Source organism: Pseudomonas sp. HOU2, from assembly GCF_040729435.1.
GTDB lineage: Bacteria > Pseudomonadota > Gammaproteobacteria > Pseudomonadales > Pseudomonadaceae > Aquipseudomonas.
Map to the genome: position 1 here is coordinate 3,441,447 of NZ_CP160398.1, position 16,449 is coordinate 3,457,895.

The 16,449-nt window shown below is 62.2% G+C and carries 1 protein-coding gene; it reads right to left on the reverse strand.

Annotated features, from left to right (window positions below):
• Positions 1-61: 61 nt before the first annotated feature.
• Positions 62-16,297, reverse strand: a complete 16,236-nt coding sequence (locus ABV589_RS15570) for a LapA family giant adhesin (protein WP_367082342.1) — start codon at positions 16,295-16,297, stop codon at positions 62-64.
• Between the last annotated feature and the right edge of the window lie 152 nt (positions 16,298-16,449).

Consider the following 16,449-nt stretch of genomic DNA (forward strand, 5'->3'; position numbering starts at 1 on the left):
CACCGCCGAGTTAGCCGCAAACGTGACGGCCGCCCCAAGGGGCGGCCGTTTGGTTTACGTATCAGCTGTTGTTGTGGTCGACCTTGATGGTCGGGTCGCTGCCGGCAATCAGGTTGTGAATGTTGGCGGTTGACCAGTTGTTGCCTTCCAGTTTGATCGTCACGTCCGGCGTGGCGGCTGCCGCATCGCCGGAGTTGAACTTGCCCGCCGAGCTGACTTGCAGCGACGACGTGCCATCAACCGTGGTGATCTTCAGGAAGTTGTCGATGGTGCTGCCGGTTTCACCCTGCAACAGATCGCGCAGGTCGATGCGGTCGCCTTCGTTGGCATTGAAATCCTTGATCACGTCGTTGCCGGTGTCGCCTGCTTTCCAGACGAAAGTGTCGGCACCGGAACCACCGATCAGGATGTCGTTGCCCTGGCCGCCGATCAGCGTGTCGTTGCCGGTACCGCCGAGCAGGATGTCATTGCCCTTGCCGCCGTCGAGCAGGTCGTTGCCGCCCGAGCCGAACAGGATGTCATTGCCCGCGCCACCCAGCAGCGTGTCGTTGCCGTCATGTGCGCCGGACACATCGAACGCCTGATAGTGCTCGGTGATGTACTGGTGCACATTGCTGGTGGTGACTTTGCTGACGTCGACGCCGGTCTGCTGGGCCACGAACGCCTGCATCGCCTGATAACCCTCGCCGGCAATGCCGTTGAAGCTCACCAGATCGCCGAACAGGATGTCGTTGCCGTCGCCACCGCTGACGGTGTCGTTGCCCGGCATCGTCGCTTCGGTATGGCCGATGATCGAGTTGGCCAGATCCTTCGGATCGATGTTGGTCTGTGGCGAGTGATCCGAGTCATACGGTTTCAGGTCGTTGAGGCTGACACCGCTGTTGATACCGATGGCTTCGACATTCGACAGGCCGCTGAGCAAGGCGAAGCTGCTGGTCGAGTTGTCTGTGGTGGCCGAGCTGGTGCTGCTGCCGCTGCCCGCCAGGCTCGACAGCTCATAAGTGCCGTCGCCCTGGGCGTGAACGGTGCCCAGGTCGCTCCATTTCCAGCTGCCGTTTTTATACGTTTGCAGAACAGCAGCACCGGCGGCACTGATGCTCAGGTAATGCGTGCTGTCGATGTAAGTGCTGAAGGTATCGCCCAGCTTGTAGTTGCTGGTCGTCACCACACTGTCGAACTTCACGCTGCCATACAGCGTCGGGTTGGTCTGCTCGCCGCTCTGGTAGTAGGTCGGCTGGCCGTCGGTAATGAAGTACGTGAGGTTCTTCGCCCCGGTGTTGGCCAGCGCTTCCGTGCTCTGGAAGAAGTTGGCCGTGGTCTTGAACACGTCCTCGTAGTTGGTGCCGCCGCCAGAGGTCATCGAGTCGAGCACGGCTTTGAGCTTGGTCAGCGCGTTCGAGTCGTTGAGGTTCACCGACACCGACTTGTTGACCTGGGTATCGAAGTCCACCAGGAAGATGTTCACCGTGCCCGAGTTGCTGCCGCCCAGGCTCTGCTTGAGGGTGTTGAACACCGAGGTCAGCGAGTCCTTGGCCGCGTTGATCGACGAGGTGCTCATGCTGCCCGAGCTGTCGACCATGAACGCGATGTTGTAGTTGGTGCCCGGCACCACGGTCAGACCGCCGATGTCGGCGACCATGATGTCGTTGCCATCGGTGCCGTTGAAGGTGTCATCGCCCGAGGTACCGACCACCGCGTTGTACACCGCCGGCACCACGGTGACCGGAATCGTCGCGGTGCTGCTGGCCGAGCCGCCGACCATCTCGGTGGAGGTCGAGGTCACGGTCAGGTTGAACTGGCCGTTGTAGTAGGTCGGCGGGGTCACGGTCAGGCTGCCGAGGTTCCAGCCGGTGACGTTGGCTTCGCCGTTGCTTGCGGTGACTGTGAAGGTGTGGCCATGGCCGTCGGAGAGAACCGAGCCGACCGGCGCACCGCTGATCTTCACGCTCAGGGTTTCCGAACCGTCGGTGTCGGTCAGCGCAGTGTTGATCGCCGACAGTTTCACCGTGGTGCCTTCGGCGCCGGTGTTGAGTTTGTAGCCGTCGTAATAGCCTTCGCCGTTAGTGCCGTGCAGATCGGAGACGGTCACACCGGCGTTCACCAGATCCTGCACGCCGGTGTAGATCGGCACGCCGGCGCTGCTCAGGTCGATCGGCGTGCTGCCGTTGACCGACAGGTTGACGTCGTAGCTGCCCGGGCCGCTCTGATTGTGGTGGTAGATGTCCAGGGTGTAGTAACCGCTGGTGGTCGGGGTGAACGAACCACTGATCGCACCGCCCGCGCCCCAGGTACCCGACGCCACGCTCTTGCCGCCAATGGTGATCAGCAGGCTGTCGTCAGCCACGCCGCTGAAGCTGTAGGTCTTGCCGGCTTCCAGATAGATCAGGCCCGAGGTTTTCGACGCGGTGCCGGCGGTCACACTGCCGTCGGACTGCACGTTGGTCACGTTGGTGCTGGAGTTCGGGGTGCCGGCGCCGTCGATCACGTTTTTCAACGTAGTCGAGTCAGCGCCGTTGCCGCTGGTGCCCAGGCCCGACAGGCCGGTCCAGACTTCCTTGACCAGTCCGGTGGACTTCACGCTGTTATCGGCCACGCTCACGGTCGGTGCATCCGCCACTGGCGTGATGTCGATCTTCACGGTGCCGGTGTTGCCCAGCAATTGGCCGTCGGTTGGCTGGAACTTGATCTGCGCGTAATCGGCCTGGTTGTTGCCCATGCCGGTGCCGCCGTAACCGTTGACGCCCGACTCGTTGGCATCCGGCATGAAGCGCAGCTTGCCGGCGTCGATGTCAGCCTTGCTGAAGGTCTGGTTGTTGGCGACGTCTTTCCAGGTCGAACCGTCCAGATACTGCAGTTTGCCTTCGCCCGGCAGCTGGGTGATTTTGATCCCCAGGCTGCTGGCCGGGCTGTCGACGTCGGTCACACCGAAGGTCGACCAGCCGAGGATCAGCGGGGTGTCTTCGGTGCCGGTGACGTTGACTGGCGCTGCAACCGGCGCATCGTTGACCGCCACCACGTTGACCGTGGTGGTCGCGGTGTTGGAGTAGTTGCCGCCATCGGTCACGGTCACGGTGATGATCCGCGGCACGGTGCTCGGGTCTTCACTGCTGTTGGTGAAGGTGATGTTTTTGATGGCCTGCATGTAGTCGGCCAGCGTCGCGTTGCCCGACAGGGTCAGGGTCACGGTGCCGTTGGTGCTGTTGGCATTGATGGTGATGCCGTTGACGCTGTTGCCGAGGTTCAGCGCATCGCCGTCCTGACGGTTGGTCAGGACGATGGTCGCGCCGGTCAGCATGGTGCTATCCGGATCGGTGATCGTCAGGTCAGTGTCGGCAATCGACACGCCGGCGCCCGGGGTGTTTTCGGTGAACGTCACCTTGTAGTCGGCACCGGTGGCGCCGCTGGAGTTGTTGGCATCCAGGTCGATGACCGGTGGCGCATCGTTGTCGATGATCGAGGTGCTGACGCTGCCGTTGGTGCTGCTGACGGCCAGATTCTCGAAGTTGCCGCCGGTCGCCGAGTCGATCTTGACCACGAAGTTCTCGGTACCTTCGGTGATCTTGTCATCGATGGTCGCGACGTTGAACTGCGCGCTGCTGGCGCCCGCCGGGATCTTCACGGTGTACACGCCAGTGAAGTCCGAACCGTCGGCGGCGGTGCCGCTGTAGACGATTTTCAGGGTCACGTCGGTTTGTGCCGGGTGGGTCAGGCTGACGGTGTAGCTGGCGGTCTGGCCTTCGGTCACCGAGGTGCTGCCGGTGATGCTGACGGTGGTGGTGTCGATGGTATCGGCGACGTTGGTCACGGCCGGTGTCGTGCTCGGTACCAAGTTCTCGAAGTTGCCACCGCTGGCGTTGGTAATGGTCGCCTGCACGCTGCCGGCGTCTTTGTAGACGTCGTCAGCTGGCGCTGGAACGGTCACGGTGCCGGTGGTTTTGCCGGCGTCGATGGTGATCACCGAACCGTTGCTCAGGGTCACGGTCACCGGCGAGCCGGCGGCGTTGCTCAGGGTTGCGGTGTAAGTGATCTGGCCACCCTCGTTCACCGCCGGGGTCGCGGACAGCGACAGGTTGGTGGTGTCGATGGTGTCGGTCACGGTGGTGCTGACCGGGGTTTTGTCGGCCACGAGGTTTTCGTAATTGCCGCCAGTCACGTTGCTGATCGAGTTGGTCAGCGGTGCGTGGCCGGTCAGTGCATCGTTCGGGGCGATGCTGGTCACGGTGCCGGTGGTTTTACCGATGTCGATGGTGATGGTCTGGCCGTTGGCCAGAGTCACCACGACTGGCGAACCAGTGACCGGTGCGCCGACGGTGGCGGTGTAGGTGACGGTGCCACCCTCGGCGACAGTACCCGTGGCGGTGAGTTTCACGCCAGTGGTGTCGATGGTGTCGGTGACGCTGGTCACGGCTGGCGTGGTGCTTGGCACCAGATTTTCGAAGTTGCCACCGGTGGCGGACTTGATCGTTGCCTGCACGGTGCCGGCGTCCTTATAGACGTCGTCGGCTGGGGCAGGGACGGTCACGGTACCGGTGGTTTTACCGGCGTCGATGGTGATCACGGCGCCGTTCGACAGAGTCACGGTGACTGGCGAACCAGCGGCGTTGGTCAGCGTTGCGGTGTAAACGATCGATCCACCTTCGGCCACGGTGCCGGTCGCGGACAGCGACAGGTTGGTGGTGTCGATGGTGTCGGTGACCGTGGTGCTGACCGGGGTCTTGTCGGCCACCAGGTTTTCGTAATTGCCGCCGCTGACGTTGGTGATGGCGTTGGTCAACGGTGCATGGCCGGTCAGTGCATCGTTCGGTGCGGTGGTGGTTACCGTGCCGGTGGTTTTGCCGATGTCGATGGTGATGGTCTGACCGTTGGCCAGAGTTACTACGACTGGCGAACCTGTGACTGGCGCACCGACGGTGGCGGTGTAGACGACGTTGCCGCCTTCAGCCGCTGTACCGGTGGCAGACAACTTCACGGTAGTGGTGTCGATGGTGTCGGTGACACTGGTCACGGCCGGCACGGTACTCGGCACCAGATTTTCGAAGTTGCCACCGCTGGCGTTGGTGATCGTAGCCTGCACGGTGCCGGCGTCCTTGTAGACGTCATCAGCCGGAGCAGGGACGGTCACCGTGCCAGTGGTTTTGCCGGCTTCGATAGTGATCACCGCGCCGTTCGACAGGGTCACGGTCACTGGCGAGCCAGCCGCGTTGGTCAAGGTCGCGGTGTAGATGATCGAACCGCCCTCGGCGACCGTGTTGGTGGCGCTCAGGGTCAGGTTGGTGGTGTCGACGGTATCGGTCACGGTGGTGCTGACCGGAGTCTTGTCGGCCACCAGATTTTCGTAGTTGCCGCCGGTCACGTTAGTGATCGAGTTAGTCAGCGGCGCGTGGCCGGTCAGCGCATCGTTCGGCGCGATGCTGGTCACGGTGCCGGTGGTTTTACCGATGTCGATGGTGATGGTCTGGCCGTTGGCCAGGGTCACGACGACAGGCGAGCCGGTCACAGGTGCACCGACAGTCGCGGTGTAGGTGACGGTGCCACCTTCGGCCACGGTGCCCGTGGCGGTGAGTTTCACGCCAGTGGTGTCGATGGTGTCGGTGACGCTGGTCACGGCTGGTGTGGTGCTTGGCACAAGGTTTTCGAAACTGCCACCGGTTGCGGACTTGATCGTTGCCTGTACGGTGCCGGCGTCTTTGTAGACGTCGTCAGCCGGAGCCGGAACGGTCACGGTGCCGGTGGTTTTACCGGCGTCGATGGTGATGACTGCACCGTTGCTCAGCGTCACGGTCACTGGCGAGCCAGCGGCGTTGGTCAGCGTTGCGGTGTAAATAATCGAGCCACCTTCGGCCACGGTGCCGGTCGCGGACAGCGACAGGTTGGTGGTGTCGATGGTGTCAGTAACAGTGGTCGAAACCGGGGTCTTGTCGGCCACCAGGTTTTCGTAGTTGCCGCCGCTGACGTTGGTGATGGCGTTGGTCAGTGGCGCATGACCGGTCAACACGTCGTTCGGTGCGGTGGTGGTCACGGTGCCGGTGTTTTTGCCCACTTCGATGGTGATGTTCTGGCCGTTGGCCAGAGTCACGGTCACTGGCGAACCGGTTACCGGAGCACCAACGGTCGCGGTGTAGGTGACGGTACCGCCTTCAGCAGCAGACTCGGTCGCGGTCAGTTTGACCGTGGTGGTGTCGATGGTGTCGGTGACGCTGGTCACGGCTGGCGTGGTGCTTGGCACCAGATTTTCGAAGTTGCCACCGGTGGCGGATTTGATCGTGGCCTGCACGGTGCCGGCGTCTTTGTAAACGTCATCAGCCGGTGCCGGAACGGTCACGGTGCCGGTGGTTTTACCGGCGTCGATGGTGATCACGGCGCCGTTGCTCAACGTCACGGTAACCGGCGAGCCGGCAGCGTTGGTCAGCGTCGCGGTGTAAACGATCGAGCCGCCTTCAGCCACAGTACCGGTCGCGGACAGCGACAGGTTGGTGGTGTCGACGGTATCGGTGACCGTGGTATTGACCGGGGTCTTGTCGGCAACGAGGTTTTCGTAGTTGCCACCGCTGACGTTGGTGATGGCGTTGGTCAAAGGCGCATGACCGGTCAGCGCATCGTTCGGTGCGGTGGTAGTGACGGTGCCGGTGGTTTTGCCGACTTCGATGGTGATGTTCTGACCATTAGCCAGAGTTACCACGACTGGCGAGCCAGTCACTGGCGCACCAACGGTCGCGGTGTAGGTGACGGTGCCACCTTCGGCAGCAGACTCGGTCGCGGTCAGCTTGACCGTGGTGGTATCGATGGTGTCGGTGACCTGAGTCACAGCCGGCACGGTGCTCGGTACCAGGTTTTCGAAGTTGCCACCGGTAGCGTTGGTGATCGTTGCCTGAACGGTGCCGGCGTCTTTGTACACGTCATCGGCAGGTGCCGGAACGGTCACCGTGCCAGTGGTTTTGCCCGCTTCGATGGTGATCACGGCGCCGTTGCTCAACGTCACGGTAACTGGCGAGCCAGCGGCGTTGGTCAAGGTCGCGGTGTAGATGATCGAACCACCCTCGGCGACCGAGTTGGTAGCGCTAAGGGACAGGTTGGTGGTGTCGACTGTATCGGTAACGGTGGTCGAAACCGGGGTTTTGTCGGCAACGAGGTTTTCGTAGTTGCCACCGCTGACGTTGGTGATCGCGTTGGTCAACGGCGCATGGCCGGTCAGCGCATCGTTCGGTGCGGTGGTGGTCACGGTACCGGTGGTTTTACCCACTTCGATGGTGATGTTCTGACCATTGGCCAGAGTCACGGTCACTGACGAACCGGTTACCGGTGCACCGACGGTTGCGGTGTAGGTGACGGAGCCACCTTCAGCAGCAGACTCGGTCGCGGTCAGTTTGACCGTGGTGGTGTCGATGGTGTCGGTGACGTTGGTGACGGCCGGAACGGTACTCGGCACCAGGTTTTCGAAGTTGCCACCAGTAGCGGTGGAAATGGTTGCTTCGACTTTACCGGCGTCTTTGTAAACGTCGTCCGCCGGCGCAGGAACGGTTACGGTGCCAGTGGTTTTACCGGCTTCGATGGTGATCACTGCGCCGTTCGAAAGAGTCACGGTGACTGGCGAGCCAGCGGCATTGGTCAAGGTCGCGGTGTAAACGATCGAGCCACCCTCCGCCACGGTGCCGGTCGCACTGAGCGACAGGTTGGTGGTGTCGACGGTGTCAGTAACGGTGGTCGAAACCGGCGTTTTGTCGGCGACCAGATTCTCGTAATTGCCACCGGTCACGCCGGTAATCGAGTTGGTCAGTGGTGCATGCCCGGTCAGCGCATCGTTCGGTGCTGTGGTGGTCACGGTGCCAGTGGTCTTGCCGACTTCGATGGTGATGTTCTGCCCGTTGGCCAAGGTCACGACAACCGGCGAACCGGTGACCGGCGCACCGACAGTCGCGGTGTAAGTCACGGTGCCGCCTTCAGCCACCGAAGTATCGGCGCTGAGCTTCACGGTGGAGGTGTCGATGGTGTCGGTGACTTCGGTCGCTGCAGGAACAGTGCTTGGGACGAGGTTCTCGAAGTTGCCACCGGTGGCGCTGGAAATGGTTGCTTCGACTTTGCCAGCGTCCTTGTACACGTCATCGGCAGGCGCCGGAACGGTCACGGTGCCGGTGGTTTTACCGGCGTCGATGGTGATCACTGCGCCGTTGCTCAACGTCACGGTAACCGGCGAGCCGGCAGCGTTGGTCAGCGTCGCGGTGTAGACGATCGAGCCACCCTCGGCCACGGTGCCGGTCGCACTCAGCGACAGATTGGTGGTGTCGACGGTGTCGGTGACATTGGTCGAAACCGGCGTTTTATCCGCGACCAGATTCTCGTAATTGCCACCAGTCACGTTAGTGATCGCGTTGGTCAGAGGAGCATGACCGGTCAACGCATCGTTCGGCGCAGTGGTAGTCACGGTGCCGCTGGTCTTACCCACCTCGATGGTGATGTTCTGACCGTTGGCCAAGGTCACGACTACAGGCGAACCGGTTACCGGAGCACCGACAGTCGCGGTGTAAGTGACGGTGCCACCTTCCGCAGCGGATTCAGTCGCCGTCAGTTTGACCGTGGTGGTGTCGATGGTATCGGTGACGTTGGTGACGGCCGGCACAGTGCTCGGTACCAGATTTTCGAAGTTGCCACCGGTAGCGCTGGAAATGGTCGCTTCGACTTTGCCGGCATCTTTGTACACGTCATCGGCTGGCGCCGGCACGGTCACGGTGCCAGTGGTTTTACCCGCTTCAATAGTGATCACCGCGCCGTTGGACAGGGTCACGGTGACGGGTGAGCCTGCAGCGTTGGTCAGGGTTGCGGTGTAAACGATCGAGCCACCCTCGGCCACGGTGCCGGTCGCGCTCAGCGACAGGTTGGTGGTGTCGACGGTATCGGTGACATTGGTCGAAACCGGCGTTTTATCCGCCACGAGGTTTTCGTAGTTGCCGCCAGTGACACCGGTGATCGCGTTGGTCAGCGGAGCATGGCCGGTCAGCGCATCGTTTGGTGCAGTGGTGGTCACGGTGCCAGTGGTTTTACCCACTTCGATGGTGATGTTCTGACCGTTCGCCAAAGTCACTACGACCGGCGAACCGGTCACTGGCGCGCCGACAGTTGCGGTGTAGGTGACGGTGCCACCTTCAGCAGCAGACTCGGTCGCGGTCAGTTTCACCGTGGTGGTGTCGATGGTGTCGGTCACGTTGGTGACGGCCGGAACAGTGCTCGGCACCAGGTTTTCGAAGTTGCCACCGGTAGCGGTGGAAATGGTCGCTTCGACTTTACCGGCGTCTTTGTACACGTCGTCAGCCGGAGCTGGAACGGTCACGGTGCCCGAGGTTTTACCGGCTTCGATGGTGATCACCGCGCCGTTGGACAGAGTCACGGTTACCGGAGTGCCGGCCGGGTTGGTCAGGGTCGCGGTGTAAACAATCGAACCACCTTCCGCCACCGAGTCGCTGGCGGTCAGGTTCAGGTTGGTAGTGTCGACAGTGTCCGACACCGAGGTGTTCGCCGGTGTCTTGTCGGCCACCAGGTTTTCATAATTGCCGCCGGCAACCTTGTCGATGGCGACGCTCAGCGAGCTGCCGCCCGCCAATGGGCTGTTCGGCGCAACGAAATTCACGCTGCCGGTGGTCTCACCGACGGCGATGGTGATGGTCTGGCCGTTGGACAGGGTGACCACAACAGGCGAGCCGGTTACTGGCGCGGTCACGCTTGCGGTGTAAACCACGGTTTCGCCTTCGGCGACGTTGGCGGTGGCGGTCAGCGACACGGTGGAGGTGTCGATGGTGTCGTTGACGGTGGTCACCGCCGGAGTGTTGCTGGTCACCAGGTTTTCGAAGTCGCCACCGGTCGCGCCCTTGATGGTCGCTTCAACGGTGCCGGCGTCCTTGTAGACGTCATCCTTCGGCGCATCGACGGTCACGGTGCCGGTGGTCTTGCCGGCGTCGATGGTGATCACCGCGCCATTGCTCAACGTCACGGTCACCGGAGTGCCGGCGGCGTTGGTCAGGGAGGCGGTGTAGGTGATCTGGCCACCTTCGTTTACCGCCGGCGTCGCGCTCAGCGACAGGTTGGTGGTGTCGACAGTATCGGTCACGGTGGTGCTGACCGGCGTCTTGTCGGCGACGAGGTTTTCGTAGTTGCCGCCGCTGACATTGGTGATCGAGTTGTTCAGCGGCTCGTGACCGTTCAACGCATCGTTCGGTGCGGTGGTCGTCACGGTGCCGGTGGTCTTGCCGATGTCGATGGTGATGGTCTGGCCGTTCGCCAGAGTCACGACCACAGGCGAACCGGTTACCGGAGCGCCGACGGTGGCGGTGTAAGTGACGGTGCCGCCCTCGGCGACCGAAGTATCGGCGCTCAATTTGACGGTCGAGGTGTCGATAGTGTCAGTCACTTCAGTGACCGCAGGAACAGTGCTCGGAACGAGGTTCTCGAAGTTGCCGCCCGCTGCGTCCTTGATCGTGACTTCGACTTTTCCGGCGTCTTTGTAGACGTCATCGGCAGGGGCCGGAACGGTCACCGTGCCAGTGGTCTTGCCCGCTTCGATGGTGATCACCGAACCGTTGGACAGGGTCACGGTGACTGGCGAGCCAGCAGCATTGGTCAGTGTCGCGGTGTAGGTGATCGAACCGCCCTCGGCCACAGTGCCAGTGGCGCTCAGCGACAGGTTGGTGGTGTCGACGGTATCGGTCACGGTGGTGCTGACCGGGGTTTTGTCGGCAACCAGATTCTCGTAATTGCCGCCGCTCACGTCGGTGATGGCGTTAGTCAACGGCGCATGACCGTTCAACGCGTCGTTCGGAGCGGTGGTGGTCACGGTGCCGGTGGTCTTGCCGACTTCGATGGTGATGTTCTGACCGTTAGCCAGGGTCACGACCACAGGCGAACCGGTCACTGGTGCACCGACAGTGGCGGTGTAGGTAACGGTGCCACCTTCAGCAGCAGACTCGGTTGCGGTCAGTTTCACCGACGTGGTGTCGATGGTGTCGGTGACTTCAGTCACTGCCGGAACAGTGCTCGGAACGAGGTTCTCGAAGTTGCCGCCGGTTGCACCGTTGATGGTGACTTCAACCTTGCCGGCGTCTTTGTAGACGTCATCGGCAGGCGCTGGAACAGTCACGGTGCCGGTGGTCTTGCCCGCTTCGATGGTAATCACCGAACCGTTGGACAGAGTCACGGTGACTGGCGAGCCAGCGGCATTGGTGAGGGTCGCGGTGTAGGTGATCGAACCACCCTCGGCGACCGAATTGGTGGCGCTGAGCGACAGATTCGTCGTGTCCACGGTGTCAGTGACGGTGGTGCTGACCGGGGTTTTGTCAGCGACCAGATTTTCGTAGTTGCCACCGGTGACGCCGGTAATCGAGTTGGTCAGCGGTTCGTGACCGTTCAGCGCATCGTTTGGCGCAGTGGTGGTCACGGTGCCGGTGGTTTTGCTGACTTCGATGGTGATGTTCTGACCATTGGCCAGGGTCACCACGACTGGCGAACCGGTAACAGGTGCGCCAACGGTGGCGGTGTAGGTGACCGTGCCACCTTCAGCAGCGGACTCGGTCGCGGTCAGTTTCACCGACGTTGTGTCGATGGTGTCGGTGACTTCGGTCACGGCTGGAACGGTGCTCGGCACCAGGTTCTCGAAGTTGCCACCGGTGGTTCCGGTAATGCTGACTTCAACCTTGCCGGCATCTTTGTAGACGTCATCGGCTGGCGCAGGAACGGTCACGGTGCCGGTGGTTTTGCCCGCTTCGATGGTGATGACGGAGCCGTTGCTCAACGTCACGGTCACCGGGGTGCCGGCCGGGTTGGTCAGAGTCGCGGTGTAGACGATCGAACCACCCTCGGCCACGGTACCGGTGGCGCTCAGGGTCAGGTTGGTGATGTCGACGGTATCGGTGACGGTGGTCGAAACCGGGGTATTGTCGGCGACGAGGTTTTCGTAGTTGCCGCCCGTTACGCCGGTAATCGAGTTGCTCAGCGGCTCGTGACCATTCAGCGCATCGTTCGGTGCGGTGGTGGAGACGGTGCCGGTGGTCTTGCCGACTTCGATAGTGATGGTCTGGCCGTTCGCCAGGGTCACAACAACCGGCGAGCCGGTGACCGGTGCACCGACGGTGGCGGTGTAAGTGACAGTCCCGCCTTCAGCGACCGAGGTATCGGCCGTGAGTTTCACGGTCGACGTGTCGATGGTGTCGGTCACTTCGGTGACGGCTGGAATGGTGCTTGGCACCAGGTTCTCGAAATTGCCGCCTGCGGCGTCTTTGATCGTGACTTCAACCTTGCCAGCGTCTTTGTAAACGTCATCGGCTGGTGCTGGAACGGTCACGGTGCCGGTAGTTTTACCAGCTTCGATAGTGATCACCGAGCCGTTGCTCAGGGTCACGGTGACTGGTGTACCCGCTGGATTGGTCAAGGTCGCGGTATAGACGATCGAACCACCTTCAGCGACGGAACCGGTGGCGCTCAACGTCAGGTTGGTGGTGTCGACGGTGTCGGTGACGGTGGTCGAAACCGGGGTTTTGTCGGCCACGAGGTTTTCGTAGTTGCCGCCCGTTACGCCGGTAATCGCGTTGCTCAACGGCTCGTGACCGTTCAACGCATCGTTTGGCGCGGTGGTGGTCACGGTACCGGTGGTTTTACCCACTTCGATGGTGATGGTCTGGCCGTTCGCCAAAGTGACAGTCACTGGCGAGCCGGTGACAGGCGCGCCGACGGTGGCGGTGTAAGTAACAGTGCCGCCTTCAGCCACCGAAGTATCGGCCGTGAGTTTCACGGTCGAGGTGTCGATGGTGTCAGTGACTTCGGTGACGGCTGGAACGGTACTTGGTACCAGATTTTCGAAGTTGCCGCCGGACGCATCCTTGATCGTGACTTCGACCTTGCCGGCGTCTTTGTAGACGTCATCGGCAGGCGCCGGAACGGTCACGGTGCCGGTGGTTTTACCGGCTTCGATGGTGATGACGGAGCCGTTGCTCAGGGTCACGGTCACCGGGGTGCCGGCAGGATTGGTCAGGGTCGCGGTGTAGACGATCGAACCGCCTTCCGCCACGGTGCCGGTCGCAGTCAGCGACAGGTTGGTGGTGTCGACGGTGTCGGTGACGTTGGTCGAAACCGGGGTTTTGTCGGCAACCAGATTCTCGTAATTGCCACCGCTCACGTCGGTGATGGCGTTAGTCAACGGCGCATGACCATTCAATGCATCGTTCGGTGCGGTGGTGGTCACGGTGCCGGTGGTTTTACCCACTTCGATGGTGATGGTCTGGCCGTTGGCCAGGGTCACAACAACCGGCGAGCCAGTCACCGGCGCACCGACGGTGGCGGTGTAAGTGACGGTGCCACCTTCAGCCACCGAGGTATCGGCGGTCAGTTTGACGGTCGAGGTGTCGATGGTGTCAGTCACTTCAGTGACCGCAGGAACGGTGCTCGGCACCAGGTTCTCGAAATTGCCACCCGTGGTGCCGGTAATGCTGACTTCCACTTTGCCGGCGTCTTTATAGACGTCATCGGCAGGCGCCGGAACGGTCACGGTACCGGTGGTCTTACCGGCTTCGATGGTGATAACGGAGCCATTGCTCAGGGTCACAGTCACCGGGGTGCCGGCCGGGTTGGTCAGGGTCGCGGTGTAGACGATCGAACCGCCCTCGGCCACGGTACCGGTCGCGCTCAGCGACAGGTTGGTGGTGTCGACGGTGTCGGTCACGGTGGTGCTGACCGGCGTCTTGTCGGCGACCAGATTTTCGTAATTGCCACCGCTCACGCCAGTGATCGAGTTGCTCAGCGGCGCCTGGCCGTTCAGCACGTCGTTCGGTGCGGTGGTGGTCACGGTGCCAGTGGTCTTGCCGACTTCGATGGTGATGGTCTGGCCGTTGGCCAGAGTCACGACAACCGGCGAGCCAGTCACAGGCGCACCAACGGTCGCGGTGTAAGTGACGGTGCCGCCCTCGGCGACCGAGGTGTCAGCGGACAGTTTGACTGTCGAGGTGTCGATGGTATCGGTGACTTGGGTAACTGCAGGAACAGTACTTGGCACCAGATTTTCGAAATTGCCGCCGGTTGCACCGTTGATGGTGACTTCGACTTTGCCGGCGTCCTTGTAGACGTCATCGGCAGGCGCTGGAACCGTCACGGTACCGGTGGTTTTACCGGCCTCGATGGTGATCACTGCGCCGTTGCTCAGGGTCACAGTCACCGGCGTGCCGGCCGGGTTGGTCAGGGTCGCGGTGTAGACGATCGAGCCGCCCTCGGCCACGGTGCCGGTCGCAGTCAGCGACAGGTTGGTGGTGTCGACGGTATCGGTGACGGTGGTCGAAACCGGGGTTTTGTCGGCGACGAGGTTCTCGTAGTTACCGCCACTGACGTTGGTGATGGCGTTGGTCAGCGGTGGGTTGCCGGTCAACGCATCGTTCGGCGCGGTGGTGGTCACGGTGCCGGTGGTTTTGCCGACTTCGATGGTGATGGACTGACCGTTGGCCAGAGTCACGACAACTGGCGAACCGGTCACAGGTGCGCCGACGGTGGCGGTGTAAGTGACGGTGCCGCCCTCAGCGACCGAAGTATCAGCGGTCAGTTTGACGGTCGAGGTATCGATGGTGTCGGTGACTTCAGTGACCGCCGGAACGGTGCTCGGAACGAGGTTCTCGAAATTGCCACCGCTGGTCCCGGTAATGCTGACTTCGACTTTGCCGGCATCTTTGTAGACGTCATCCGCAGGCGCTGGAACGGTCACAGTGCCGGTGGTTTTGCCAGCCTCGATGGTGATGACCGAGCCATTGCTCAACGTCACGGTCACCGGGGTACCGGCCGGGTTGGTCAGGGTTGCGGTGTAAACGATCGAGCCGCCTTCAGCGACGGTACCGGTGGCACTCAGCGACAGGTTGGTGGTGTCGATGGAGTCGGTAACGGTGGTGGTCGCCGGCGTCGTGTTCGGCACCAGATTCTCGAAGTTGCCGCCGGTCGCGCCGGTAATTGTGGTGCTGACGGTGCCGCCGTTGTTGTAGACGTCGTTCGGCGCAGTTGGCACGTTGACCGTGCCAGTGGTCTGGCCGGCTTCGATGGTGATGGTCGAGCCGTTGGACAGAGTGACGGTGACCGGCGTCTGTGCCGGGTTGGTCAGGGTCGCGGTGTAGGTGATCTGGCCACCTTCGACCACGGTGCCGGTGGCGGTCAGGGTCAGGCCGGTTGTGTCGCGGGAATCGACGATGTTCGTTACGGCTGGCGTCGTGTTCGGCACCAGGTTCTCGAAGTTGCCACCGCTGGCGCCGGTAATCGTAGTGGTGACGGTGCTGCCGTTGTTGTAGACGTCATTCGGCGCGGTCGGCACGTTGACGGTGCCGGTGGTCTGGCCGGCTTCGATGGTGATGGTCGAGCCGTTGGACAGGGTGACGGTGACCGGCGTCTGCGCCGGGTTGGTCAGGGTCGCGGTGTAGGTGATCTGGCCACCTTCGGTGACGCTGTTGCCAGCGGTCAGGGTGACGGTTGTGGTGTCGATGGTGTCGGTGACCTGGGTCGTGGCCGGGGTGGTCGGCGGGGTCACGGTAATGCCGTTGCCGCCGGTGGTACCGGTGACGGTCACATCGATCTGGGTCGGGTCGTTGTAGACGGTGTCGTTCGGTGCCAGCGGCACGTTGACGGTGCCGGTGGTGGAGCCGGCCGGAATCACGATCACCGAGCCGTTGGACAGGGTGATGGTCAGGTCGGTCAACGGCGCCTGGGTCAGGGTCGCGGTGTACACCAGCACGCCGCCGGCTTCGGTGATGGTCGGCGTGGCGCTGAGGCTCAGGGTCGATTCACGCAGGGCGTTGGTGGTGGTGTCGGTGGTCTGGCCACCGGTGATGTTCTGTGCCGCTTGCGCACCGGAGTTGATGCCTGCGGTCGGGAAACCGATGGTCGGGTCGACGCGGCCGGCGGTGGCGTCGAGCATCACGAAACTATGACCGCCGCCTGCCGCGCCGCCAGTCCCTGCGGCGGTAGCGCCGGCAGCGGTGGCTTCAAGGGCGGTGGTCGGGTCGGCACCGGCGGCGATGGCCTGCTGCAGCTCGGCTACAGAAGGCGCGGCCTGCGCGGTGGCTTCGGCCAGGTCAGTGCTGGAGTCGGGCGCGTTGGCGCTCCACTGGGTTTCGCGGCCCAGGTCCAGGGTGCGGCCATCCGCCAGTTCCAGCGACACGGCGCCGGAGAGGCCGGTGTCGATCTGATCGCCGACATACAGGCGATCGCCTTCAACGAGCACGCGGCGTACACCCTCGGGGGAGACCACGAATACCTGACCGACAATGCTTTTGACGATGGCAACAACACTGCTCATTGAAGACTCTCCGGGTGTCACGTTCAGTTGACTTCCATAGCCTGATGGCTTCGGCGCCGATTCAGTCTGGACGTACTTTTAAAATTTGCGAATCAAGATTGACGCTGTTCTTCGTCAATAATTTGGCTAGATTCTTTCGCTATTAACTTTAT

Bases quoted from the DNA above. Each gene is read 5' to 3' on its own strand.
- ABV589_RS15570 (WP_367082342.1), bottom strand. From the start codon at position 16,297: ATGAGCAGTGTTGTTGCCATCGTCAAAAGCATTGTCGGTCAGGTATTC.